The organism is Mesorhizobium sp. M1227, assembly GCF_040318315.1.
Classification (GTDB): domain Bacteria; phylum Pseudomonadota; class Alphaproteobacteria; order Rhizobiales; family Rhizobiaceae; genus Mesorhizobium.
On record NZ_JAMYLZ010000052.1, the window covers coordinates 1 to 24676 of the forward strand.

The following is a 24676-nucleotide window of genomic DNA, read 5'->3' on the forward strand; positions in this document are numbered from 1 at the left end:
CAGCGGCCGCAAGGACCGTGCTCAAAGGCCGGACATATGGACGCAAGCGATCGAAAACGACGCAAAACAACCGTTGCAGGCAGGGCGCCGTCCACATATGGATCTTCATCGCCTCGATCCGCCTCATGCTTCGCCGCATGGCAGCTCGCGAAGCCGCTCAAATCTCCCCAGATGGGTCAGCCATCGAAGACCGGCATCACTTGCCCGTTGAGCGGCTATACGATAATGCTCCGCGCTAAGCAGCAAGCGCCAAAAATTCGAGCGGCGACTTCATTCTCCTATTCAGGAAGGAACTATGAGGCGGCAGACGCGACCATTCACCGTGGAAGTCAAACAAAAGCGCAATTATCAAAAATCCGCACGTTCCATCTGGGGCAATTTCGACATCGCCGCGGCGATGGCCGAGACAACAAAGGAAGTCGAGCCGTTAAATCGTCAGCTTGTTGACTCTACTGTAGTGGCCCTTGATGCTGAACCTTTGCAAAAACCGCGAGTGGAGCATTTCATGGCCAATCCCCTGGAAACCGAGTCAGCAGTAGTTCCTAGCGCACCGGCAGACAAAGCGGAAACGCCAAAACCGAAGACGAGAGCGCGGCGGTCGAGGAAGCCAGAAGCTGAGGCGAGCGCGCCTGCCCGCAAGGAGGGCGCCAAGCCGATATCCGCGACCACTGAAGCACCGCCGTCAGCGCGAACAGGCCGAAAGAGCTACTCCGCGAAGGATCGTGCCCAGAAGCTGGCGCAGATCGAGACCTCGATCGGCGGCGGCGCTACTCTCAAGAGCGCGGTGAAGCAAGCCGGCATCTCGGAACAGACATATTATCTTTGGAAGAAGGCGGCGGCGCCGGCGGCGGACAGTGACGGGCTGAAGGATCTCGTCGCGCTCGAGGAAGAAAACAAGCGGCTAAAGAGCCTGCTTGCCGATCGTCTCCGCAAGGAGAATGCGGAACTGAAGAAAAGGCTCGGGCTGGATTAAGGAGGCTGGGCAGCTGGTTCTTGGCTCGCCACCTACAGCAATCCCACCTGCTCCGCCTCTCGGCGCAGATTTTGCCGTGGCCTTGGGCCGATTTGCTGGATGACCAGCCCGGCCGCTAGCGAGCCGAGATCGCCGCACTGCTTCAGGCTGCGGCCTTGCGTGTAGCCGTAGAGGAAGCCGGCGGCGTAGAGGTCGCCGGCGCCAGTGGTGTCGACCAGCTCGCGGATCCTGGTCGCATTGATGGTCACGGTCTCGTCGCCGCGCACGATCACCGAGCCCTTTTCCGAGCGGGTGACGGCGGCGATCTTGCAATCCTTGCGGATCTGGGCCAGCGCCTCGTCGAAGGACGCGGTCTGGTAGAGCGACTTGATCTCGTGGCTGTTGGCAAAGACGATGTCGACGGTGCCGGAGCGCATGAGATCGAGGAACTCGTCGCGGTAGCGGTCGACGCAGAACGAGTCCGACAATGTCATCGACACTTCGCGCCCGGCGGCGTGGGCGAGCTTAGCCGTCTGCCTGATCGCCTCCTTGGCGCGCGGCGGGTCCCACAGATAGCCCTCGAAATAAGTGACGGCGGCGCCCGACGCCTTGTCGGCCTCGACGTCCTCCGGGCCGAGCTCGACGCAGGCGCCGAGATAGGTGTTCATCGAGCGCTCGCCGTCGGGCGTGACGAAGATCATCGAGCGCGCTGTCGGAGGTTCGCCGTTAAGCGGCCTGGTGTCGAAGGCGACGCCCTGGGCATGGATGTCGTGCGCGTAGATTTCGCCGAGCGCGTCGTTCGAGACCTTGCCGAAGAAGGCGGCGCGGCCGCCGAAGCTGGCGACGCCCGCCGCCGTGTTGCCGGCGCTGCCGCCCGAGGCTTCGATGGCCGGGCCCATGCGGCTGTAGAGCAGTTCGGCGCGCCTCGTGTCGATCAAATTCATCGCGCCCTTGATGATGCCGTTCGTCTCCAGGAACGCCTCGTCGCACTGGGCGATGATGTCGACGATGGCATTCCCGATACAAAGCACGTCATAGTCCGGCATCAATTCATGTCTCCGCCAAAAACCCACCGGCTTTCTGCCACGCCGGGCGCGGGCGGGTCTGGCCAGTGGGAATGGGCTTTGCGCTTGCCAATCCGTTCGGCGCCAGCCCTCACGGGGCGGCAAGTCCTGCCTCGCGACGCAATTCGTCGGCCCTGTCTGTCTTCTCCCAGGTGAAATCAGGCTCTTCACGGCCGAAATGGCCATAGGTCGCGGTCTTGCGGTATATAGGGCGTAAGAGATCAAGCATCTTGATAATGCCCTTCGGTCTGAGATCGAACAACTCAAGAATGAGGCGCTCGATCCTTCTTTCCTCAACCCTCGCTGTTCCGAACGTGTTGACCATGACAGAAACCGGACTGGCCACGCCGATTGCGTAAGCAAGCTGCACCTCGCAGACGTCCGCAAGTCCGCTAGCGACGATATTCTTTGCGACATACCGGGCCGCATAGGCAGCTGAGCGGTCAACCTTGGACGGGTCCTTGCCCGAAAAGGCGCCGCCGCCGTGACGACCCATCCCACCATAGGAATCGACGATGATCTTGCGTCCAGTGAGACCGCAGTCGCCGCGCGGCCCGCCGACTACGAACCTCCCCGTCGGGTTGACCAGAATTCTGATGCCTTCCGTCTCCAGGTGGGTCGGCAGGACAGGCTTTATGATTTCCTCAATGACGCCCTCGCGGACCGTCTCTTGCGAGACCTGCTCGTCATGTTGGGTCGATACGACGATGGTATCCAGGGCGACCGGGCGCAACCCGTCATAGCGCACTGAGACTTGGGATTTCATGTCAGGACGCAACCAGCCAAGCTGTCGTGCTTTCCGGACATCTGCCTGTCGTTTCGTCAAGCGATGAGCGAGCTGGATCGGCAAAGGCATCAGAGTATCGGTTTCGCGGCATGCGTAGCCGAACATGAGGCCCTGATCTCCCGCTCCCTGTTGGAGGTCCTGCCCTCGTCCCTCGTCAACGCCCTGGCTGATGTCGGGCGATTGCTCGGTGAGTGCATGAACGACGGAGCAACGCCGGCCGTCAAAGCCGACGGCCTCATCGTCGTATCCAATATCCAGAATCGTATCGCGCGCAACTTGGCTATAATCCACCCGCGCATCGCTGGTAATCTCGCCAGCCAGAACGACCATCCCTGATTTTACCAACGCTTCACAGGCGACACGCGCCTTGGGATCGGTGCGGAGGATGGCATCGAGGATGGCATCCGAGATGTTGTCGGCCAACTTATCCGGGTGTCCCGCGCCAACCGATTCGGAAGAGAACACGAACTGCCTAGCCATGAAATGCCTCGCTTCGGGTGTTGGAGTTGTATGGGGCATGTTGCTTAGCCCACCTTACCTGTCGGTGATGCCCGGGACCTCGAACGCAGCGCACAAGTCGGCAACGTCTCATCGCACGCAGGCATGGAGCCCCCAGGCGAATTCCGCTTGTGACCGCAGGATGGCGCGGGTCGCCCGGCACCATATTAAAGCTCGTAATGATGCCTGCCTTCGCTAACCGCTTGGCATAGGCCTTGCCTGATAGTGGTCGATCGCGAAGATCAAGGATCAGCATGTGATTGTCAGTGCCCCCGGTGACCAGGTCATAACCTCGGTCCAGAAGCGCCTGGGCCAGAGCCTTGGCATTTTTGACAATCTGTTGGCCGTAACTGCGGAAGGACGGGTCCGCGGCTTCCCGCAAAGCGACAGCTAGCGCCGCGATAACATTCATATGGGGGCCGCCTTGCAGTTGAGGGAAGACAGCGCGATCTATTCGTCTGGCGAGATTGTATTTGCCCTTCGAATGATACAGCGCTTGATAGCGATCTTCATTCCTTGACAAAATGAAGCCACCGCGGGGACCGCGGATCGACTTGTGAGACGTGCTGCTGACGACGTCGCAATGGGGTACGGGATTCGGATGCACTCCAGCGACAATCAGGCCACTGATGTGCGCGATGTCGGCCACGAGGTAGGAGTTCGCCTCCAGAGCGATTTCTGCCATTGCCGCGTAGTCAAAGATACGGGGATAAGCAGTACCGCCAGCCCAAATGAGCCGAGGCCGTTCGCGTTTTGCTGTTTCGCGCAAACGGTCATAGTCAATTTGCTGCGTCTTTTCGTGCAGCCCATAGGGGACGCGCTTATAGTCTGTTCCGGAAAAATTGATGGCCCAACCATGAGTGAGGTGGCCCCCTTCCGGAATTGGCAAACCCATCAGCTTGTCACCGGGGCTTAAAAGCGCTCGATAGACAGCCTGATTGGCCGGCGAGCCGGAATAAGGCTGGACGTTGGCGTGTTCGCTGCCGAATAACGTGTTCAAGCGCTCAATGGCGAGGTTCTCAAGCTCATCGACGATCTCGTTTCCCGCGTAGTAGCGCGCAGCGGGGTACCTCTCGGCGTACTTGTTCATGAAAATCGAACCGGTTGCTTCCAGCACGGCCGAGGAGGCAAAGTTCTCAGATGCGATCAGTTTGAGCGTCGTCCGCTCCTGCCGCTCCTGTCTTAGAAGCAGTTCGTGAACGCGGCAATCAACCGTCGCCAAGCGAGACCGTCCGTAAGTGTCGGGCTGCGCGATGGGGCTGTCGGCGGAGTTGTCCATGGTAGCTTCGCGCTCCAATTGGATTGATCTATTTCACGGTCAAGCATGCGGTCCCCTTCGGCCGCGTGTCTCGTACTGCTTCGAGCCGTTGAAGGTCTCGTTTGTGATAGCCGTCACCGTGGGGCAGGAGATCAACCAACAATTGAACCAGCCCGCCGTCCTTACCTCCTGTTTTGAGATTGTACGAGCACCACGGACGTTGTTCGTTGCAGTAAAGAAAGTCGGCTCTGGCCAGCAGCCGGACGTGTCGTACAACGTGCTCACGACGCAGACCCAGAATCTCCGCTAGCTGGCAGACAGTTAGGTCCGCGTGCGCGCAAAGGCCTAGAATTCGAAGGCGATCTAAATGCGCTGCCGTCCGTAGGCGACTGACCAATGTCAGCATTGGTCAGGACCAAGCCACTTGGAAAGCCTGGGCACTCGTCCTACTGAATTTGTCATTTCGCGTTCTCCACAGATGTTGCAGCTTTCGAACCAAATAATATGGTTGCTTGTCCACCGACCGGACAATCTCGGTGGCCGTGAAGATACTGTTTTGAGCCGATATGGCTGTGTCGAACAAACAAGATGGGCGCTGTTCTTGCCATTGCCTTTAGCCGAAATTGCACGCAGTTCGGCGGGTCGGAGAATAAGCCACGGTTGGGACCCCACTGACTCAAACGTTGCAATAAGCCTACCATTCACAGCGAACCGGAGTTGCTAAGAGTCTATGAATTTCCTTGAAGGATCTGTTGCAACGTTTGCGCAGCCCGGTCTTGCTCCCGGCTTGCAGCGGTCAATCTCGTGCAGACTGACCGTGATGCAACGATGACAAGGAAGGTTCGCTTTCAATCCGATCTTCTTCCTGGCCAAGTAGTTCGTAGTCTCATAACTGTGGCCTAGACAAAAGCTGGGCTAATCAGCGAGGTATGATGTCGTTAGCGTGGTTGGGCCACCAGCAGGTCGACGCCAAGATCGACACGCGCAATTTCCCGCGCTCCGAGAATGTCAGTGACTGCGCGCTCTTCCTCGGGCGGTCTGGCTGCGCCGTCTAGAATCTGAATGCGTCTCGCGCCGACCCGTTCAGCAATGAGCTGTTCGGCTTGCCGCATTGACGGCGAAGCAAGCTCAAGTACGTTTTCGCGCATCTCACGCGCCGCCTCGCCGACTTCCGCAAAACGCTTCTCGGCGAACTGCTCCTTAAAGAGCGCAGCGAGATCATCAAATGGTTTGAACTTTGGTGGGCTTGGGTTTCGAGCAAAAATATCCAGTTGCCAGTCCAGGTTTATAGGCAAGGCTGTACGCTTTGTCGTCTGGCAAGGGCCCAATATCCCCTGGTGAGACGAAAATGGACTGCCGTGCTACGGTTGCTCCATTATAAGAGCGGTCGAAATCGCTGATGTTTGCAATACAAGGAGCCGCATAGAAGACGTTTGACGGATAGCGCGCCTCAAGCCGAAGAAGCAGTTCATGCTGACGCGACACATCCCTGCGCATCATCGCAATCCGAAAAAATGGTATCGACAAACCGGGACAATGTCCGCTCGCAACCTCAAAGGCAGTTCCTCGCTTCATCAGCTCCGGAAGCTTGTACTGGAGAAACAGCGGAACCCCTGGGAAATTGATGCGGATGTCAAAGCCAGAATGCCCCTCCTGTATGAGGTTTGGAAAGACCGGCCCGCCTACAGGTGCGGCTGACGATGACCGGATAAGGTTTTCGGTGAAGGCATACCCAAATGAGAACTCCGTGTAGCCCACCTTCATTCAATTCTGCTTTCGTGCTGAAGTTTATCCGGGGCTCTTTGCCTTCAGCCGAGCAGACCATATAACAGAAAAAACTATGCATACCTGCGATGGTCTGAGCTTATCGATTCCTCGGATAGATATTTAAAGAGCTCACCCACTCTTCTGGCTGCTAGAATGGGAATGGGAAGCTTCTGATTGATCTGGGTCGAGTTCCAGTTGATTTTGGTAAGCGACAAAACCTCCTGCGCTATCTCAGCGATTCCCGGCGCAGATCGCCGATAAGTTTCGGGCTTCGCGAACAGCGCCAGAGTGCGTAGCCGATATCTTCAACCGGGGCGGCGGCTTCTCCCTCGCCAGTGCCGAGCGCGATCATATGCGTTGCGCATTCGGCCAGCGCGCCGTCAAGGCGCCCCGCTTCCGTCGCGCTGCCGTAAAGGTCCAGGAACCACGCCAGTGAATAAGACCAGTCGGCAGGCAAGTCCTGCCCATTGTGATCCCTTGCGACGACGGCCACGACGGCGTTGCGGCCTTCGGGCGTGCGGGGCTCTATCCCAAGGATCGGGTATAATTCGGGTGTCGGCTGCTGAAGGATACGCGCCGGCACGAGCGACAGTGCTTTCTCCAGCGAGGGAGGAAAATCCTCCAGTTCTTCGGCCAGTTCGGCAGCTTCTCTCCTTCGTCCCTCGCGGGGCGCTTCTACATATTCTGCCGCAACCACGGCAACGGTGCGCTGCGCCCGTTCAGCGGTGCTGGTGGCAATCAGCTCGGCCGGAATGTCACCATCCTTGATCGCCCAGCGCGTACGGTGCTGTTCGAACTGTTGAATGCCCAGCCGGTCCGCAATTCTCAACACCGCTGACCGGTCGAGAAAGCATGTTTCGGATCGGGCTCGAAGGTGAAGGCCAGTTCGTGTCCACGCCGAACGATATTGCGTATGCGGCTGTGCCGGACCACGCGCGCGTGCGGGCCTCCCGCCCCGACTTCGTACATCAAAAGCGCCGGGATTTCCTCCAGCCGGCGCAATGTTTCAGGGCGCGAGGTCGATAGCCTCGGCCTCGGCGCCGCTAGATTCCTTGAACCGGTCAATGGTTGACGTGAACGGCGGCGTTTCCCACCACTCGCCGTGGCCCGAGACAAGCAAGTTAAACATGGCACACCACCGACCTCACGCCGCCTTCTCCATAGACCACTTCACCCGTTCGGCGAGAAAGGCGGCGAACGTTTTCACATTCATATTGCCGCTCGCCTCCTCCAGCCCTGCGAGGTAGGCCTTCCGGTCATCGACTCTGACGACTGTCCAGGGGTAACCGCCTGAAGCCAGCATCGCGTTCATGAGGAACCGCGCCATTCGTCCGTTGCCGTCCGGATAGGGGTGCACATAGCCCACAAGCCAATGCCCCAGCACGGCACGCACGGAGGCCTCCTTCTCCGCCTCCAGCAGGTCGAACAGCTCATTCATACCATCGGCCACCGCTTCGGTACGCGGCGGCACGTGCTGCGAGCCGCGCAGGTACACAGGGTGATTGCGATATCCCGCAAGCGCGCTGGCTTTGAGGATGCCGGCGGTCACTGACGGCGCGAACAGCTCCCGGTACCACTCCCGGTGAGTGTCCCGCGTCAACGCGCCGGCTGGCTTGCCGTTGATGATCGCGGCAACAGAGTCTTTGACCTTCTGGAATGCGAGGTAGTAGCCACGCGCGGCAAGCGCATCTCGGTTCTTGCGGTCCTCTTCATCAATCTCCGGATTCCAGCTCCCCTCGCGCACCCGGTCGATGAGTTCCGGGGTGACGCTGTACCCTTCTATCGACAGCGAATGGTAGGCGTCGCTTTCGTAGATATCCTCGACGAACTTCATATAGGCGTCTTTGTCGGACGGCAGTCCGGGTGCCTTCGGGAATATCTCGATGATGGCTTCGCGCTGCGATTGCCAGATCGCGCGCAGGCGGGCGACCAACGGCGGTACGCCCGCCGCAATAGTTGTCACTCCAATTTGTCCCGCGAACGGATCGGATTCGCGCACGTCATAGCCGGCGGCTTTGAAGGCGGCCACGATTTCATCGGCAAAAGAGTCGCGTCCTACGCGACGGAAGGCCCCCGCAAGCCGTCCCGCCACGGCGGAATGGCCGCCATCAAGCAGCAGGGCCAGAACGGTTGATACGTCGCGCACCGACGCCATGGCGATCTGCATCTCGATAGGGGCGCGCTGGAAGAACGCTTCCGGCACCCGGGTAAGGGCGGCCTCGACAGTGAACACGCGCTGGCCGTTTTTCTCTGTCAGTTCGGCCGGCATCTCCTTGACCTTGAGGTCATAGAGCGAAGTGCCGAACAGCAGGTCGATTTTGTTATTCGTGCCTTTGGGGGTGTTCACCACCACCTGAGGCGGAATAGTGGGCGCTTCCGCGTGCAGAAGCAGCGACTGCTCCGGTGAGAGGAACCAGTCCTTGCCGAACCGGTCATTGCAGTAAAGGGAGCAGAACTCCCAGAAGCTCGCGTACCAAGGGGTGGTGTCTTGCTGCCGTGCCTGCGGGCCGGTCGACATGAGCCAGCCTTTGATAACATCGCGCAGGAACCCGTTCTGCAGCAGCCGCTCCCGGTGGACGCGGGTCAGCTCATCTGATTTGAATATGCGCCGCCCACCCTCCTGCAGCTCTTTGAGCACGGCCAGTGATACAGCGAGTTTTTCATGGGGCTTGGCCATGGCCGTGCCTTTGCAACTTTTTTAGAGCTGTGCGATTACAAGTATATAGTGCTGATAGGCGACAAGTCAATGATGCTGTGGGGTTGCAAGTTTTTTAAGTCGTGCGATAACAAGTTTTTTATGCGATAATCGGGAAATGCGATCGTTTCCATAGCCGCGCGAAGGTCGTTACCCGGATGGGCCGAGACCCAGCTCCCCCGCAGGCTACGCAGGGGCTCGGGGCGAGCCTAGAGCCTGGCCCTCCGAAGCGCTTCGAAGGAGGACGCGCCTCTTTGAAAAACTCGCCCGTTGTGCATCGTGGGTACCCGTAAACGCGAATTCTCAAAGGAAAGACGCTCCTTACCTCTCCCTCCCGCCACGATCATCACGGCCGCGCCCGCGCTCACTACGCCGCGACGCCCGCGAGATCGCTGCACGCATCTGATCGGCCACCAGACCGGGTTGCAGATGAAGGATGTCCGTGACGCTGTCGTGTGTTTGCACCGTCACCGCAGTGACGGCAAGGCAGCTGCGCACGCCCATGGAGGAGAGCGTCTCGATATCGCGCGCGATTCCGGCACCCCCACTGGAGTCCGATCCGCCGACGACAAGTACATGCGATGCCTGCCTCAGCGCCCTTTCATCCGTTAGAATGAGCGTTCGAAACGCAGGATTCCGCCGACACTGCTCTTCTTGTTGGCGTTGGTCCAGTTCACGTTGGAAGCGTCCACCTTGCCGACGGCGAAGTTGCCGTAGCGGCCATAGTCGAGTTCCGCCGTAACTGTGAAATCTGGAAGAAACGCATAAGCGACGTTTGCAGCGACACCATGGTTCTTGAGCTGATCACCGGAGAGCTGAAGGTTGAACGAAGTTGTCTCGTTGAGCTTGTAAGTGGCGCCAGCCCAGAAAGCCCAGTTCCCGCCCCAACTCTTATAGAAGCCGCGACCATGAGCGTCGATGGCGTTCGTGGAGTCGTCGTTGAGCTTGCCGTTGGAACCGTAGCCGAGCATTCCGAACAGCAACAGTTCGTTGGTGACATTGATGTCGACACGGACCTTGGCGGCCACCGATTCGTAGTTGCTATGATAAGCGGCAACGCCGGTGATCGCGCCCCAGCCATGTGTGTATTTCAAGCCGCCGACTACGTGCGGTGCGTAGCTGTCGATTGTGCCGACCACGCCCGAGCCTTCTTCGAGCGAAACCACGGCCGAAAAGCCGTTCCCGGCGTCGAAGTAGTACTGAACCACATTGGTATCGAAAGCGCCGTACGGAACCGGCGTCTGGTTGAGTACGTCACCCGCGCCGCCAATAAACATGTCGAAGGCCGACCAGTCCTTACCAACTCGGAGGCCACCAAGCTGAATCCAGGCGAAAGTCAAGGTGCTGTCTCCGTTGAAGGCATAGGACCGAGAACTGTCCGAAACCGAAGTGTGGCGGTTGCCGAAGTTCATGCGGGTTTCGGTGTAGGTCTTCAACGTGCCGAGTTCGGTCTCCTGGCCGGTCCAAGTTTTCAATGTGAAGCGCGTGTTGTTTTGCCATGTGCCCTGATGCTCACCAGTCCCTTTATCCGAGGTTCTTGCGTGATCAACCAATCCGACATGGCCCAAGCCGACGTCGTAACGGACATAGCCGCCGATGCGCACGCAGGTCTCAGTGCCTGAAATGTAGACGTAGCCCGAGCCGTAGACGTCGCAGACTTTAACGTACTCAGTCGGGTCAGGCTCGGCAACGGCGGTCACGGCGCGAGCGTCGGAAACGGCAATCAGTGCCGCAGTTGAGCCGAGGAGGAGGCTCCTAATGTTCATTGTTGATCTCCGTTCAAAGAGTAAAAGGAATGGACGTCAGTGATGAACTCTTGCTAAGGAAACAGTCGATAACGATGCGCATTGAGTTGAATTTTAGCAGTTTTGATGCGCTCATCACGCCTGATATTCATCAGAAATTGAGAATATGATTGGGTGTTATTGTTACAAATATGCGATTGTTATTACAAATATAATAATCGCCGATACGACTCCATCCAACATTTCTGTACAAATCACCCCGTCATCTCCGCTAGTTGTGGGCGGGCCGTCACAAAGGCTTCCACTGCAAATGACGTGCCATCCTGACGACGCAGCTGCGGCTTGAAGCTCAAGTGTGCCGGCGGACCTTGGTTCGCTCTTCCTTCCTTTTTGCCTTGCGGATCAACCCAAGCACGAACGGCAAACGTTTCGGCTACGGTTCGTCTGTTCGCTTCGCGACAGTTTCGTTCAATGGCGACAGCTTTGTTTGCTGTGAGCCCCGACGTTGAGACATCATGCGGCGGCACCGCTCGGTACGACGCCGTCATTTTTGGCGAGCGCGATGATCGGTAATCACGCGCTGAACGCGCAGCCTTGCCTCCACCACGGAGTCAGTAGGCGCGCCGGCCTGGCATTGCGGCCGACCTGACGGTCGCGTCGAGCAGCCTCTCGTCCTGATAGACGGTGCGCCACAGCTAATGCTTCTTGCCAGCAATTCACACAACGAGCTCATCGAGATGCCAGAGATCACTATGGGGCTGCGCTAGCTGGCGAGCAAAGTCTGATCCCAACGCCGTGTTATCTCGTTGGATGCGGCAGCCGCGCTCAGCAGAATCTACTCGACCAGGCGCAGGCTGAAGGGAAGGGATGGTGGAACCAAACGGTGCGCGTGAGGGTCGCGGCGGGAACAACCATGGCCAGTCGCTGACCGTCCAGCCAAGACTGAACGGCCGCTATTGCTGAGAAATACAACTTTCGAGCCCAAAGCGGAACGGACTGACATAGCGCAAAGACACAGGCGAGCGCAGCGGTAAGGTTGGTGGTTATCAGCATGGGACGGTAACTGTTGCAGACCACAAAATATCGCGAGGCCGGCCTGCCTTGGTACACTATCTATCCGACTGTGTCGGAGTTCTCTGGGGCGGTCGGCGCCGAGGCTTATGAGGAATGGCTCAGGAACCTGACGGCGGACGATCCGGTGTCGCTCTATTTCCACGTTCCGTTCTGCCGATCAGCTTGCTGGTATTGTGGCTTCCCCACCACCATCACCCGCCATGATGCGCCGATCCTCAACTATCTGGCGGCCCTGCGTGACGAGATCCGTTTGGTCTCGGAGCGAGCGCCGCAGACGCTGCCCGTGAGCGACATGCATTTCGGCGGCGGAACGCCGTCTCTCATAGGACCAGCCGAGTTCCTGGCTCTGATGGAGTTCCTGCGACGCCGCTTCGCTCTCACGAAAACAGCTACGGTTGCCGTCGAGATTGATCCGCGCACGTTCACGGCCGAGATGGCCGAGGCCTTAGGAGCAGCCGGCGTGAACCGTGTGAGTCTCGGCGTGCAGAGCTTCGATCCCATTGTTCAAAAAGCAATCAACCGGGTTCAGAGTGAGGCGCAGACGTCGGCTGCCGTGGAAATGCTGCGCCGGCATGGAGTAAGCCGCATCAACTTCGACCTCATCTTCGGTCTCCCGCATCAAACGGTGCAGTCCTGCGTCGAGACCGCGAGGGCGGCGGTCGCAATGCGCCCCGACCGGCTTGCGGTGTTCGGCTATGCGCACATCCCGTCGCTTATAAAGAATCAGCGCCTCATCGAGGAGGCAGTTCTTCCGGGCAGCGCTGCCCACGCCGAACAGTATGCGGCCGTGGCCGCGACGCTGATTGCCGCCGGCTACCGCGAGATCGGGCTCGACCATTTCGCCTTGCCGGACGACGAGCTCGCGCTGGCACAGAAAACGGGTCGCCTGCGGCGTAACTCGCTGGGCTACTCGGCCACCACCTGCAGAACCCTGATCGGTTTCGGCGCGTCGGCTATCTGCCGCGTCGGCGAGGGGTACGTCCAAAACGAAGTTACACGGGATTCCTACATCCAGCACATCGCAGCTGGCCGTCTGGCGACGTCAAAGGGCTATCGCCTCACCGACGACGACCGCGTGCGAGCCGCAATTATCGAGCGACTAATGTGCGATCTCGAGGCCGATGTGCAGGCAATCTGTGCCGCCCACGGATCTGATCCGATCCGTCTTCTCGATTCAGCTGAACGCTTGGCGATGCTGGCCGAGGACGGGATAGTGGACTTCGAAAACGGTTTTGTCCGCGTACGGCGGGAGCATCGCTTTGTAATTCGCGCTGTCGCTGCCGCGTTCGATGCTTTTCTCGATCGGGATGGCCGTAAGCATAGCCACAGGTGAGGGCAAGCATCCAACCGGAAGCTAAACTCGACGCCTTTGGCCGAGGCCTGTCATGAAGCGCGCGTCAAGGATGCGAAAAGCAGAGCTGATCCGCCTATTTCATCTCATCTTCAATGACATCGACCGCGTGGCTGCCACCGAGGCGTTTCCATATTGATCGTGGTAGGTGCGGGACATCTGGGTGTTCGCCGTCAGCGCATGAATATCCCCGCCATGTGATGGGTCAGGAAATCGAGGGCTGCAATCAGCCCGTCCATCGATGACAGACCGCGGCCACGCCGCTTCGCGAGGCCCGTCAGGTCGCCCCAGGCCAGGGCAACCAGTTCGTCCACGGGCAGGACTCTCGGCTCGAAGCGCTGCGGCAGGTCCCGGGCGAGCCATCCGGCCAGTGCGTCACGTTTCCGAGCTTTGTCCATGAGGGCAGCGCCGCGCCGGATCTCGGCGATCGACACAACGCTGATAAATGAGCGGTCTTCATCGAGCCCGTCATCCATTCCAGCACGCGCGCGTCAGGGCTCGGCCTCGTCACCTCGGAGAGGCCATTAGTGTCGAGCAAGAGCCTCACAATGGCAGACCATGCGGTTCATCGCGTAGCCGCTCGATGTCCAGTTCGGCGTTGCGCAGCGGCGATGCGCAGCGAGTGCCCAGAAAACAGCAGCCAGCTCCCCTTCCGGAAGATCGGAGCGGACGCCCACGCAAAAAGCGCCAAATCCTTGGCGCCGGCGGTCTGTGTGTTTGCGCGCTGGCGGCTTTGGTGTACTCCTGTGCCGTTTCGACGAGGCTTCCAGTCGGACCGGCAGGGGAGGAGGCTTTGGCGGCGCGGCCGGCACACGGCCCACCTCGAGGAGAGATCGACGATGTCGGGCAGATCCTCGGTCGCCTCACAAATCGGTGAGGTCGTCGGGACACCGTCTTCCACTTTTGTTGATCAGCCGCCTTCCTGGCCATGTTCCGAGACAATAAGGCGCCCGTGCGCCGCCGCCTCGATTAACCCAAGACGCGCAAGGATCTTTTGCCGGAGACAACGAGGTCACCATCCTGCGGTGCCGCGTTGCGTCACAGTCGGCATGAGATGTGCAAAGTGGACCGTCGTCAAACGTCAAACAGAGGCGTTGGTGACTGGACTGAACGACCAGAACGGGCTGCCCTTTCGGACTTCACATGGCGTCGTTTCAGGGCATAATCGCCGCTTGTCAAAATGTTTGCGACAAGTCCGGTGAAAGCCTACCGAGTATCTTGTGCTTGGGGGGCGGTTAGTTCCGATAAACTAAGCGGCATACACATGCTAATCTATTTGATTTACGGGCCGACCTGCAGCGGCAAAACAGACGCGGCAATCCAAATTGCACGAGAGACCGGATGGCCGGTCATTGCGCTGGATCGTGTACAATGCTGTCCTCAAATCGCCACCGGCAGCGGGCGTCCCTCGGATTCCGAACTGCAATCTACCCAGCGGATCTACTTGGATTCGCGCCCGCTAACCGCGGGCATCATCGACGCCGAGACCGCCCATCGTAAGCTGATAATGCAAGTGGATGAGCGTAGTTCCCAGCCGGGGCTCATCCTCGAAGGCGGTTCGATCTCCCTTCTCAATTTAATGGCGCGAAGTCAGTATTGGGATGGCGCTTTTCGGTGGCATGTAAGGCGGTTGCGGCTCGGCAACTCGGACGCCTTTCTGGAGAGAGCCAAGCGTCGGGTCACAGACATGTTTGTCACAAGAGAAGGACAACCTTCATTGCTGCAGGAACTTGCGGATCAGTGGAAGGAAGATGCAGTCCGTCCCACTTTGGAAGACGTTGACGGATATCGTTGCGCCATTCATTTTGCGAGAGAGCACAGCTTGGCAATCAGCGAAATGCCGTGCCTTCGCAAAGAGCTCCAACAAGATCTTGTAGAGGCGATTGCGAGAGAATATCTCGAATATGCGCGTTGGCAAGAACGCGACTTTCCAGAATGGCAAACTGAGTGAGCAAGCCTCCCCGGACCTCGCCTGCGATGCGGGCACGGTAGCTCCTGAGAATTGCGCTAAGTGGTTTGCTGAAGCAAGCTAGTGCCAGGCGACATTAGGTCCGTGTGGCAGCGGAAGGATTGCTTTCGCCACGGTGACTGCGGAGGAGGCGACATGGCTGCACTGCTCATTTCAGGCATGGGACGGAATGTACCGATGACAAAGTGCTGCGCGCTTCGTATCGACCGCTACCGTGGCTGACTCGCGAACTACTATCCGCCAGCCCAGTCTGTGGCGTCGTCTCGGCTTTCATCGCCACCGCCTTCGCCCAGGAAACGCCCAAGGCCGCAAGCGTCGCCGTGGCAGTGCGGCACCCGGCAAGATGGGTGGTCATCGGCCCTATCTGATCGACGGGGAGCACCGTGCTTTCGTCCTGGGCGAGGTTGAGCGAGATGCCAACATGACGCTTCATCAATTGACGGCGGCACTGGTGACGGCGGCACTGCCTGAACGTGGTCTCCTGCGAGCGTCGGTCGCTTCCTGCACCGCGAGGGCAAGAGCTTCAAAAAAACCGTTCTGCCGGCGAGCAGCTCAAGCCAAAGCTGATGCGCGGGCGTGCGCAATGGATGCGCTATCAGACCCGCATTGACCCTACGCGCCTGGTCTCCCTGGATGAAACATGGGTCAAGACCAACATGGCGCCGTTGCGCGGCTGGGGTGTGCGCGGCAAGCGGCTGATGGCCCACGCACCATATGGCCATTGGAAGACGATGACCTTCATCACCGCGCTGCGGCATGATCGGGTGGAGGCGCCTTGGGTCATTGACGGACCCATCAATACGCAGGCCTTTCGCGTCTATGTCGAAACCGAACTCAACAAAACACTGAAGCCGGGCGACATCGTCATTCTCAACAATCCCGGTTCTCACAAGGGCCAAGCCGTCCGCGACATCGTCAGGGCTGCTGGCGCAAGGCGGGTCAAGCCCGCGAGAGCGGCAATTTTGTTCCGGCTATCACCCTCTCGTCGAGAACGGCGTGACGGAAGCGATAAAGTTGCGCCGGCCGGCCGCCGGTTTCCGCGGTTGTCTCACCGGTCTCCTCGACCAGCTCCTGCTGCTCGATCAGCCGGCGAAAGTTCGGCTTACGCACGAGCCTGCCGGCAAGCGCCTCCACGGTGCGCTGCAGCTGCAAAAGCGTGAAGACCGGCGGCATCAGTTCGAATACGACCGGCCGGTATTTGATCTTGGAGCGCAGCCGCGCAATGCCGGTCGCCAAGATGCGACGATGATCGGCGATCATCGATCTGCCCGACACCGAGGTGGGCGCAGCGGAATGTCCGGCGCGTATTGCTTCCTCCACCAGGGCGGCTTCGTAGAGCAGCTCATAACGTTGAAGCGCGAGTTCCTCGTTCCAATGGCGGTCGTCAAAGCCGAAGGCGATCGCCGCCCGCCGTCGTCGGTCGAGGCGTGTCGTACCGTCGTCAGTGCCATCCGCCCATTCCATCAGGCGCGGCCGCAATTCGTCCAACACGACCGCCGGTGTGCCGGAGCGGTGATCCTCCCACGGGAAATAGTCGTACCAGCTTCCCCAGTGTCGCCCGGCCGGGTCGCCAGCTTCGTCTTGGTGGGTGAGCGCCAGATAGCTGATAGAGACCACGCGGTCGTCAGCGCCAACCCTGTCGCGATCGGCGAAGGTGTAGAGCTGTTCGATATAGCCGAGCGGCTGGCCGGTCTGTTGTTCCACCCATCCCCTGAGGCCCGACTGCAGCGAACGGTGAGCAAGCTCGAACGGGCCGGAGGGCAGGGCGTTTGCCTGCGGGATGGTCAGAACGCAGGGGGCGCTGCTGTCCATGGCGACCACAACGGCGATCAAGTCCGCATTGACGTCGTTGGCCTTGCCTCCAGCTCCGCCTTTCCTAATCCCTTTTGCGCGATCGTCCATGGTCCCCGACGTCGTTGAGCAGAGCCCTGCCGCGTAGGCGGCTGAACCGATTGAATTCCGTTTTTGTCTGATAATTGTCGGCGCGTCAACACCACCCGTCGTGGCGATTTTAGCTCTTCGCAGCTGCACAAAAAGTGCCAACGCGACATCCGTGCTTGGGGAAGGAGGCCCATTGAGTGCGCCGATTCAAAGCTTCTCGTCGGCGACAGCGCGGCATGGTTCTCCACGGCTTGGCGTCGATGCTGGGCGTGACGCTGGAGATGATGATCATGCACGGTCAGGCCTGCCCCGTGGCCTGGAGCCGGCGCAAATGGTCGTCGACCCGCCGTTCGGTTCCTTTTGTAGAAACCCGGAGCAGGCTTCCGCAATGCCTGATAAAGCCCTTCCAGTGCGCCCGCGCCAGCATCATCGCACTCTCGCTCCAACACAACCTATGCGAGTCAGTAAATCGACTCGCCGGCACTATTGTTTCAGGGGAAATGAATCTAGTTTCAAAGGGTTCGGCCGATAGGCCGGGCACAGCTGCGGTCTTCACGGCCTTTTTGACATAAACGCGTCGCCCGATTGAGATTATCTTGACGGTAGCGCAGTGCGCCATCCATGCCAGTCGAGATGATCATGGGCAAATATCGAGACCATCGCGAGCCACGCCGGCATCGCTATGACGATGACCCCGTTTCCTTTTCGGAACGGACTTCCGAGCCAAGCTATTTTCAGCGCCCGCCGACCGTGACGGCAGATCCTGTCGATGCGGAGGTATTGTGGTTCACAGTCAGCAAGGGTTTTGGCTTCGTCAAACTGTCGGACGGCACGGAGGCCTATCTGCACGTGCGAGTGTTAGAGGCGGCCGGAAGCCGGGATGTTGCCGCGGGAACGCCTCTCAAGATCACGGTCGAAAAAAGTCCAAAAGGTCATCAAGTCGCGCAGGTGCTGGAGATCGGCGATCACCGCGCGAAAACTCCGTCACATACGCGCGTCGCTGGAGGGACCTTCGTTGAAACCGGTGCGCAGCTGGAGAGCGGGGGCACGGTCAAGTGGTACAAACCCGAAAAGGGCTTCGGCTTCATTGCTCCTGACAACGGTGAGAAGGACGTCTTCGTTCATGCCAGCGCCCTGACGCGCTCAGGGCTCAGCGTGCTGGTGGCAGGACAGAAGGTGTTTGTCGAATGCGGGCAAGGCAAGAAAGGCTGGGAAGTCCGGAGCATTCGCCTTGCCTAGACGGCGATGCATTGCTCGCCTCGAAGGAGATGCCGGAGAGCGTCGGGCGGCCGCCCGAGCCCGCGTAGCAGAAACCGACATTGTCGAAGCGCAGCACGCCGTCGGTGACGACGAGATCCCTGGCGCCCGCCGCGTCCTCGATGTCAAGTTCGGCGTCCAGCAACTCGAACAGCGGCGTGCCGCAGGTCGAGGCGCGCGCGAACGAGTTGACCATCAATCCGAGCTAGCGCACCGGCATCTGTAGAATGGTCATGAAGGTGAGCAACAGGGCCAGCGTGCCGACGCTGATTTGACCTGCGATCACTTTCTGGCCACCGAACCAGAGCACCAGGCCCATGGCGGTCAGGAACGAGAAATTCATGGCGCTGGTGTTGCCGACACGGATGTCAACGCGCTCATTGGCGAGATCAAGGCGCGTCCTGCTTGGCGCGGTCGAACTTTTCCAGCTCGTGCGGCTGCGCGGCGAAGGCACGCACGACACGGATGCCGCCGAGATTCTCATCCATCACCCGGATCTTCAACGATCGCTGATGCCCAGATATGGGAAGGTCAGGCTTCAATGACGGGGAAGGTGAAGGATTGACTGGTCGGGTTTCCGGGCCGAGCTTGTCGGCCGCTCAATCGAAAGCGTCATTTGAGGCGCTTTCTCTCCCGCGTGTAACTGGAAGACACGCTCGTCCAATTCCTTGTCTACTTCCGTGAGACGATGATTGAGGCGAAGGTAGTCGGTCCAGGTCGGCGTTCGGAACGTTTCTGTCCACTGCATAGGCTTCTGAAGGTTGCGCTGGAGCGTCCAGTTCCGAGCACCGACGCGGCTGTGTACATGACGCCGCTGCCGCATGAGGTCGAGGAAGGCCTCGACATTTCTCTCGGCTATCAGATATTCGATCTTGACCACGATCGGGCCGCTTCTCGGCTTCAAACTGAGAGCGACAGCTGGGGCGTCGAATTCCTCCAAAGGATCGGGCTCGGACTCGCGGCGCTCGCGAAGAGGAAACAGAACGCCGGCTGCAGCAACGAGCAGCAGGGCCGCAGCGGAACCCTCTAGCGCCCAGGTCAGCGAATGATTCTGGGAAACGGTGCCCCACACCCAGCTGCCGGCCGCTATGCCGCCGTCTATCAATGCATAGTAGATGGAGATCGTGCGCCCCACGACCCAGCGCGGGCTTGCCAGCTGCACGCTCACGCCAACCCCGGACCAGGCAGTGACCCAGCCTGCGCCGCCCAAAGCAAGTGCAATTGCCGCCACGCCGATCGAAGAGGTAAGCGCCAGGGAGAGGGAGCACGCCGCGCAGGCGACGCAGGAGAGCCTCATCAGCTGTTCTTGCGACAAGCTCCGTCTGAACAGGCTGTTGGAGAGGCCGGCGAAGACCGCGCCTGTTCCGAAACCTGCCATGAGCGTGCCATAGGCGAGCGGGCCTCCTCCCAACTGGTCGCGGACAATCAGCGGCAGCAGCGCGAGTATGGCGATGCTCGCCAGGCCAAAGAGGGTTCCGCGTGCGATCGCCGCTTTGATTTCCGATGACATCGCCGTGAAGCGCAGCCCGTCATAGATGGCCCTCCTCATCGACTCGCGCGGAAGAGGCGACGAGCGGACCTTCCACTTGCAGCGCCATATGGTAGCCAAGGGTACCAAATAGGTGAGGGTGGTCACGGTAAAAGCGGCCAAAAGCCCGAAGGAGGCAACCACGATGCCGCCGAGCGCCGGGCCCACGGTCCGTACGGTGTTGAAGCCAACGGAAAGCAGGGTAACGGCAGCGGGAACATCGCGCCGGTCCACCATATCGCCAACCGACGCCTGCCAGGCGGGATCGTTGAGAGCGCCGCCGCATGCGATTAAAAAGCTGAAGCCGAGAATCATCCATGGGTCGAGAAAGCCCAGCGCTACAACAGCGGTCAGCATCGCAGATGCTATCACCATAAGGCAGCGGCCCGCGAACATAACCCTGCGACGGCTGAAATTGTCAGCGAGAACCCCGGCGAACACGGACAAAATGAAAGCGGGCAGGTTCGATGAAGCCTGCACCAGCGCAACCATCAGATCGGAAGTCGAGATGGTAGCCATCAGCCAACTGATGGCAACAGTCTGCATCAACCAGCCGAGGCTCGAGACTTGCGTGGCGAGCCAGATCGAACGAAAGGTGGGCTGCAAAAGTGGCGCAAAGGTCGTTGGTGCAGCCAAATCATTATTTGATCCAGCCACCCTACTCATTTTGCCAACCTTTGCTTTGCGTTATTGCCGTTTCCCATGTAATCTAGGCTGAACCGTGGCGGCTAGAAGAATAGAGAGAAACTGTTTGCCTTGCGGCACAGTTCCTCGTGATTAAGGGTTGCGGCCGAGACGCATGCCCGAGCCGGCTCACCCCGCCTTCGAAGACATCACGGGGTGGAGCCCGGATTCTTGCTTGTCGTTTGACGCAGCATGCTTCATCAACGGGCACTTTGCCGAGCGATGCCTTTTCGCGAAACGCGACGATGTTCTTTCGTCGGAAACTCTCTCCAACGGCGTTCGATGCGCTGAGTCTGGCTTGGGGCGAGGTGAGGGCTTGCAGATCTTAGACAGGATTGATTCCTGATAAACGCAGACGGTTGCCGGGCCGCGATCGAAGAGGCGCGCGCCTTGCTGCTTCAGCTTGAACAAAAGTCTGACGCGCTCACACATGCCATCGACGACTTTCTGCTCGATCTGATGAGGCTGGCTTTCATTGTTGAATGTTATGGACGCGGCTTTGAACTTTTGGCGCGAACGCTTGCCCGTAGAAGACTGGCAAAGGTCAGGCTTTTGTCGAGGGCGGTGGACTCCGCCAGGGGAGAAATGACACCCAAAGCCGGATGGCTGAAGCGACGGTCGCCCCGCGTTCCGCACAGTGACGAAGGTAACGGTACGGCTCTTCGGCAGATGGCGCATCCTCATGGTAGCGTCTGGCCGTTCCCTCTGATGCCTCGGCCTCCCACTCCTATCCGAACAGGCCCGATCCTGGAGGGTCCTCGAAGCGGGCATGAGGGCGATAGGCCGCGTGGTTGGGGTACCAAGCGTAGGCGCGGTATTGGGCTGGAAATTGGCGATGCGCGACGAAGAAGTCCGAGATCAACTCGTGCAATGGCAATTCCTAACACGGTGGACGTGTTGGAGCAGCCTCATCCTCCTAGTCAGGAACGTCATCAAGGTTATAGGATTGATGCGCGGCGAACCCTCGGAACTCAGGATCATGTTGACATCGCTGTTCGACAGAGCCGACTTGGCGCAAGGAAGCCACATCGTTTCGGAATTGCTTATCGCATGGTCTATCGTGGGCCTAGTCAAACCCTTGGCGCGGCGAGGAAGCGGCGGTCGTCGGCGTGATGCATGACGGGAGTCGGCCGCGCCTCACCAGAGGCGAAATGCAGGAACCAAAGGAAAGGACCACCTGCATGGAATTGCGAACCGCGTCCTCGGCGTCTGAGCCGCGACCCTTGCCAACGATCACTCAACCCGCGACGTAGAGCTTCAACCCAGCCTTGGACACGCGAACCGCGCTACCATCGTTGCAGAGGAGCCGTCCACCAGATGGTTGCACTTGTAGTCCGCACGCCTTTAGTCGACATAGCGGACTGGCTCTGGCCACCGGCAAGGTTGAAGAGTGTTGCATTGTTGCAGTCGTACTTGGCCTACGTGAACCAGATGCCTGAGCACGCGGTCGCGTTTCAGGGTTGATCTACTCGTAAAAAGGAATTGTCTTAGGCGGAAGGCCGCACTTAATACTGCTATCCTATTGGCGCCCCATCGGGTTCCCGGATTGAGCAAGTCCGGATCACTATTTTATGCCGCTGCCAGCGTTGTGTCGGCCATGTGCACGCGCGCTGCCGCTGCCAGCAGGTCGGTCTGGGTGATCAGCCCAATAATGCGTCGCTCGGTATCGACGATGACCACGGCATGGCTGCGGCCGTCGGTGAGCACCGGCAGCAGGCTCATCGCCGGCGTATCGGGAGAGGCGGTGCTAGCCTTCGACATCACAGCCCTCACCGTGTCGGTCGCCTTCGTCAGCTCGCGCAGGCCAACTACACCGACCAGCCCGCCCTCGGCGTCGGTCACCGGCAGCGTCCGGATGTTGTGATCGAGCAGCAAATGACGCGCGTGGTCGGCCGGCGCATGTTCATCGACCGAAATCACATCGCGCGACATGATGTCCTCGCACAGCAGGGTCCGGTGGGAGCGCACCATCGCCTGCAACTCGACCTGCCGTAGCAGCCGCTCAAGATCGTTGCGGTCGATATCGAAGGTTTCCTCCAGCGCGCCGAGCGCGGCATCGATATCCTCGGGCTGGAAGCGGACCCGCTCCCGCGCGGGCGGATCGATGGTTCCATGCGCGCTTTTAAGGGCGGGGGCCGCCACATGCGGATAGTTGCGCCGCGACAGTTTATGGATGCCGTAGCCGAGTGCGACCAGCACGATCGAGTTCAGCGCTACCGGAACGAAGGGAAACAGCAAGCCCGAGCTGAAGACGGCCGGTCCGCCGAACACCGCAGTTAAGGCGGCGGCGCCACCCGGCGGATGCAGGCAGCGCGTGAACGACATGGCGGCGATGGCCAGCGCCACCGCAATGCCGGTAGCAAGAACGGGTTCATGCACGAAATGCGCCACGGTCACCCCGACCAGCGCCGAAATCGTATTGCCACCGATAATCGACCAAGGTTGCGCCAGCGGGCTTGAAGGCACGGCAAAGAGCAGCACGGCCGATGCTCCCATTGGAGCAACCAGCAGTGCGACATGTGGGCCAGACCCGTTCGCCAGCGCACTGATCACGCCAGTCAATGCGATGCCGATCATGGCCCCGATGCAGGCGAGCAGCCGCTCGCGCAGCGTTGCACCGGCAAGGATCGGAACAAAGAGACGAAACGCCATGGCATACCCTTGGGCGAGTGGTCGGAACTCCGCGCTCCGCAATGCAGGCAAAGCCACAGATTTGGAAGTTAAGCCAATTCGGAAAGCCGGCTCACGGGGGAATACTTTTGCGCGAAGCGGCCATTGCCAAATGGGTGCAGACATTTTGATCAGCCAGAGGAGGCGGACGGCACGCTGATCCGCTCGAGCGCAGCTAGAGGCCAAGGGCTGTCGTGCCGCGGGCAGCCGGAAATGGGGATGGTCGGAGGTCGAGCTGGGATGGACACTAAGGAAGTCAGAGGCTTCGAAAAGCGTGCTGACAATGTCGGCATGGCAAGACAAATCAGGCCCTTGTCGCTCCATTTCCGAGGCGAACTCCAGCGGAGTACGGCTTCTACGCGGTGCTTGGTCTGCCTGTCCTTGCCACCATCGGATTCGTTGGCTGCTGAAACGTCCACCTGTAGCCGCTGAGAAGACGACTGCCGCCAGTGCCGTCGTGGAACCGCCATATGACGGCGGCTTGGTTACAGAGCCGGCTCGTGTCGATCGGGCGGGGGAGCCTGATGTGACGTACATGGTCCAGAAAGTGGCCAATGAAGGTGCTGGCATCGTCAACGTGATCAGGTCCCGTAATAGCGGTAACACAACCGCGACCACGAGCCTCTCAGGCGTTCGATGAGGCGGGAAAATCGATCGCCGGACCAAGCGCGATTCCGCCACACTGCCACACACGAAACCGATCAGGTCACGTTCCAGGCTCACCAGAAGATTGGAGCCGAGGCCACCTCGGCTGAACTCTGCCATGCCGCGGGCCGCCACCTCTTCCAGCCGCGGTAGAAAACGTGGGTCAGCAGCGCCGGCATGGGCGAGCAACTCCCAAATCGCGAGCAGCGCCATCAGCACCGCAAGCGGCCGCAGATGTCGGCCGATGAAGCGGAAGGCCGGCGGTGCGATGGAAGCGCCGCGACAGCCTATCCCGACCTGCAATCGTGATCAGGCTGATCGTGGGGTCTCCGGACGCCAGCGTTGCAGATAGTTTTCGGCAAGCGTGAGCAGGCCGTGGATCACCAATCCGCTCAGGCCGACCACGATCATGGCCGAAAAGACGAGTTCCAATTGAAAGAGCTGACGACCATAGGCCATCAGGTATCGGAGCCCTTCGAACGATGCGATGAGTTCTACCGCAACCAGGGTCTGCCAGCCGTTAGCAAGGCCTTCTCGCAGCCCTGTAAAGATCGACGGCACGGCGGAAGGCAGCACGATCATCGTGAGTTTCGACCAGCGGCTGAACGAAAGGACACGGCCAGACCCCGTCTCACGACGACGCCATTGCGCTTCGCCGCCATCAGGCTGGGTAGAGGACTTGCACGTCTAAAGCTGTCGATCATGCTCGGCACACACAAAAGGGCGGCATCGCTGCCGCCCTTTCCGTAAGCTTGCGAGATTGGCTGGATTAGAAATCCATGCCACCCATGCCGCCCATGCCGCCGCCGCCCATGCCGCCAGGCATGCCGCCGCCAGCCGACTCCTTCTTC

The 24676-nt window shown here is 59.7% G+C and carries 15 protein-coding genes and 7 pseudogenes; 6 read left to right on the top strand and 16 right to left on the bottom strand.

Annotation, left to right across the window (positions count from 1 at the left end):
• Positions 1-295 precede the first annotated feature (295 nt).
• Positions 296-973, top strand: coding sequence for a transposase (locus NKH28_RS31740; RefSeq protein ID WP_245274818.1), 678 nt, complete (start codon positions 296-298; stop codon positions 971-973).
• Between the two features lie 32 nt (positions 974-1005).
• Here NKH28_RS31740 and NKH28_RS31745 read toward each other — a convergent pair whose 3' ends face one another.
• The 10 genes and pseudogenes from NKH28_RS31745 to NKH28_RS31790 all read right to left on the bottom strand — a co-directional run bounded on the left by NKH28_RS31745 (position 1006) and on the right by NKH28_RS31790 (position 10787).
• Positions 1006-1998, bottom strand: a complete 993-nt coding sequence (locus NKH28_RS31745; RefSeq protein WP_352981204.1) for an adenosine kinase — start codon at positions 1996-1998, stop codon at positions 1006-1008.
• A gap of 109 nt (positions 1999-2107) precedes the next feature.
• The gene (metK, locus tag NKH28_RS31750; RefSeq protein WP_352648323.1) at positions 2108-3283 is read right to left on the bottom strand and encodes a methionine adenosyltransferase; all 1176 of its coding nucleotides are present in this window, start codon (positions 3281-3283) and stop codon (positions 2108-2110) included.
• Positions 3284-3337: 54 nt separating this feature from the next.
• Positions 3338-4580, bottom strand: a pseudogene (gene glyA, locus NKH28_RS31755) (serine hydroxymethyltransferase).
• A 917-nt stretch (positions 4581-5497) separates the two neighbouring features.
• A complete protein-coding gene (locus NKH28_RS31760) occupies positions 5498-5854 on the bottom strand; it encodes a hypothetical protein (protein ID WP_352981205.1) in 357 nt (118 codons plus the stop codon).
• Positions 5781-6323, bottom strand: coding sequence for a hypothetical protein (locus NKH28_RS31765; RefSeq protein WP_352981206.1), 543 nt, complete (start codon positions 6321-6323; stop codon positions 5781-5783). Before NKH28_RS31765 ends, NKH28_RS31760 begins: the two co-directional genes overlap by 74 nt.
• Positions 6324-6552: 229 nt before the next feature.
• Positions 6553-7158 (bottom strand): hypothetical protein, encoded by a 606-nt coding sequence (locus NKH28_RS31770; protein ID WP_352981207.1) that lies wholly within the window; start codon positions 7156-7158, stop codon positions 6553-6555.
• Between the two features lie 174 nt (positions 7159-7332).
• A complete protein-coding gene (locus NKH28_RS31775) occupies positions 7333-7455 on the bottom strand; it encodes a hypothetical protein (RefSeq protein WP_023679689.1) in 123 nt (40 codons plus the stop codon).
• 15 nt (positions 7456-7470) lie between these two features.
• Positions 7471-9003, bottom strand: coding sequence for a Fic family protein (locus NKH28_RS31780; RefSeq protein WP_352836044.1), 1533 nt, complete (start codon positions 9001-9003; stop codon positions 7471-7473).
• A 402-nt stretch (positions 9004-9405) separates the two neighbouring features.
• Positions 9406-9615: pseudogene (locus tag NKH28_RS31785) on the bottom strand (bifunctional hydroxymethylpyrimidine kinase/phosphomethylpyrimidine kinase); the annotation flags it as partial.
• A 14-nt stretch (positions 9616-9629) separates the two neighbouring features.
• A complete protein-coding gene (locus tag NKH28_RS31790; protein WP_352981208.1) occupies positions 9630-10787 on the bottom strand; it encodes a porin in 1158 nt (385 codons plus the stop codon).
• Positions 10788-11832: 1045 nt separating this feature from the next.
• Between NKH28_RS31790 and hemN the strand changes: the two genes are divergently transcribed.
• Entirely contained in the window at positions 11833-13173 is a 1341-nt protein-coding gene (gene hemN, locus NKH28_RS31795) for an oxygen-independent coproporphyrinogen III oxidase (RefSeq protein WP_352981209.1), read from the top strand.
• A gap of 236 nt (positions 13174-13409) precedes the next feature.
• On the opposite strand, the pseudogene NKH28_RS31800 reads toward hemN, so the two are convergent.
• A pseudogene (locus tag NKH28_RS31800) lies at positions 13410-13738 on the bottom strand (PIN domain-containing protein); the annotation flags it as partial.
• Between the two features lie 717 nt (positions 13739-14455).
• On the opposite strand from NKH28_RS31800, the gene NKH28_RS31805 reads away from it, so the two are divergent.
• Both NKH28_RS31805 and NKH28_RS31810 read left to right on the top strand, forming a co-directional pair.
• Entirely contained in the window at positions 14456-15142 is a 687-nt protein-coding gene (locus tag NKH28_RS31805; protein WP_352981210.1) for an isopentenyl transferase family protein, read from the top strand.
• Positions 15143-15747: 605 nt separating this feature from the next.
• Positions 15748-16074: pseudogene (locus NKH28_RS31810) on the top strand (transposase); the annotation flags it as partial.
• Positions 16075-16099: 25 nt separating this feature from the next.
• Here the strand turns inward: NKH28_RS31810 and NKH28_RS31815 are convergent.
• A complete protein-coding gene (locus tag NKH28_RS31815) occupies positions 16100-17062 on the bottom strand; it encodes an NUDIX hydrolase (RefSeq protein WP_352469024.1) in 963 nt (320 codons plus the stop codon).
• A gap of 147 nt (positions 17063-17209) precedes the next feature.
• On the opposite strand from NKH28_RS31815, the pseudogene NKH28_RS31820 reads away from it, so the two are divergent.
• A pseudogene (locus NKH28_RS31820) lies at positions 17210-17423 on the top strand (3-methyl-2-oxobutanoate hydroxymethyltransferase); the annotation flags it as partial.
• A 239-nt stretch (positions 17424-17662) separates the two neighbouring features.
• A complete protein-coding gene (locus tag NKH28_RS31825; RefSeq protein WP_352458545.1) occupies positions 17663-18280 on the top strand; it encodes a cold-shock protein in 618 nt (205 codons plus the stop codon).
• Here NKH28_RS31825 and NKH28_RS31830 read toward each other — a convergent pair.
• The 4 genes and pseudogenes from NKH28_RS31830 to NKH28_RS31845 form a co-directional block, all read right to left on the bottom strand.
• Positions 18255-18804: pseudogene (locus NKH28_RS31830) on the bottom strand (ABC transporter transmembrane domain-containing protein); the annotation flags it as partial. The gene NKH28_RS31825 and the pseudogene NKH28_RS31830 sit on opposite strands and share 26 nt — an antisense overlap.
• Before the next feature lie 32 nt (positions 18805-18836).
• A complete protein-coding gene (locus NKH28_RS31835) occupies positions 18837-20492 on the bottom strand; it encodes an MFS transporter (protein WP_352981211.1) in 1656 nt (551 codons plus the stop codon).
• A gap of 1587 nt (positions 20493-22079) precedes the next feature.
• Positions 22080-23162, bottom strand: a complete 1083-nt coding sequence (locus NKH28_RS31840) for an HPP family protein (RefSeq protein WP_352981212.1) — start codon at positions 23160-23162, stop codon at positions 22080-22082.
• A gap of 972 nt (positions 23163-24134) precedes the next feature.
• Positions 24135-24431: pseudogene (locus NKH28_RS31845) on the bottom strand (ABC transporter permease); the annotation flags it as partial.
• Positions 24432-24676 lie beyond the last annotated feature (245 nt).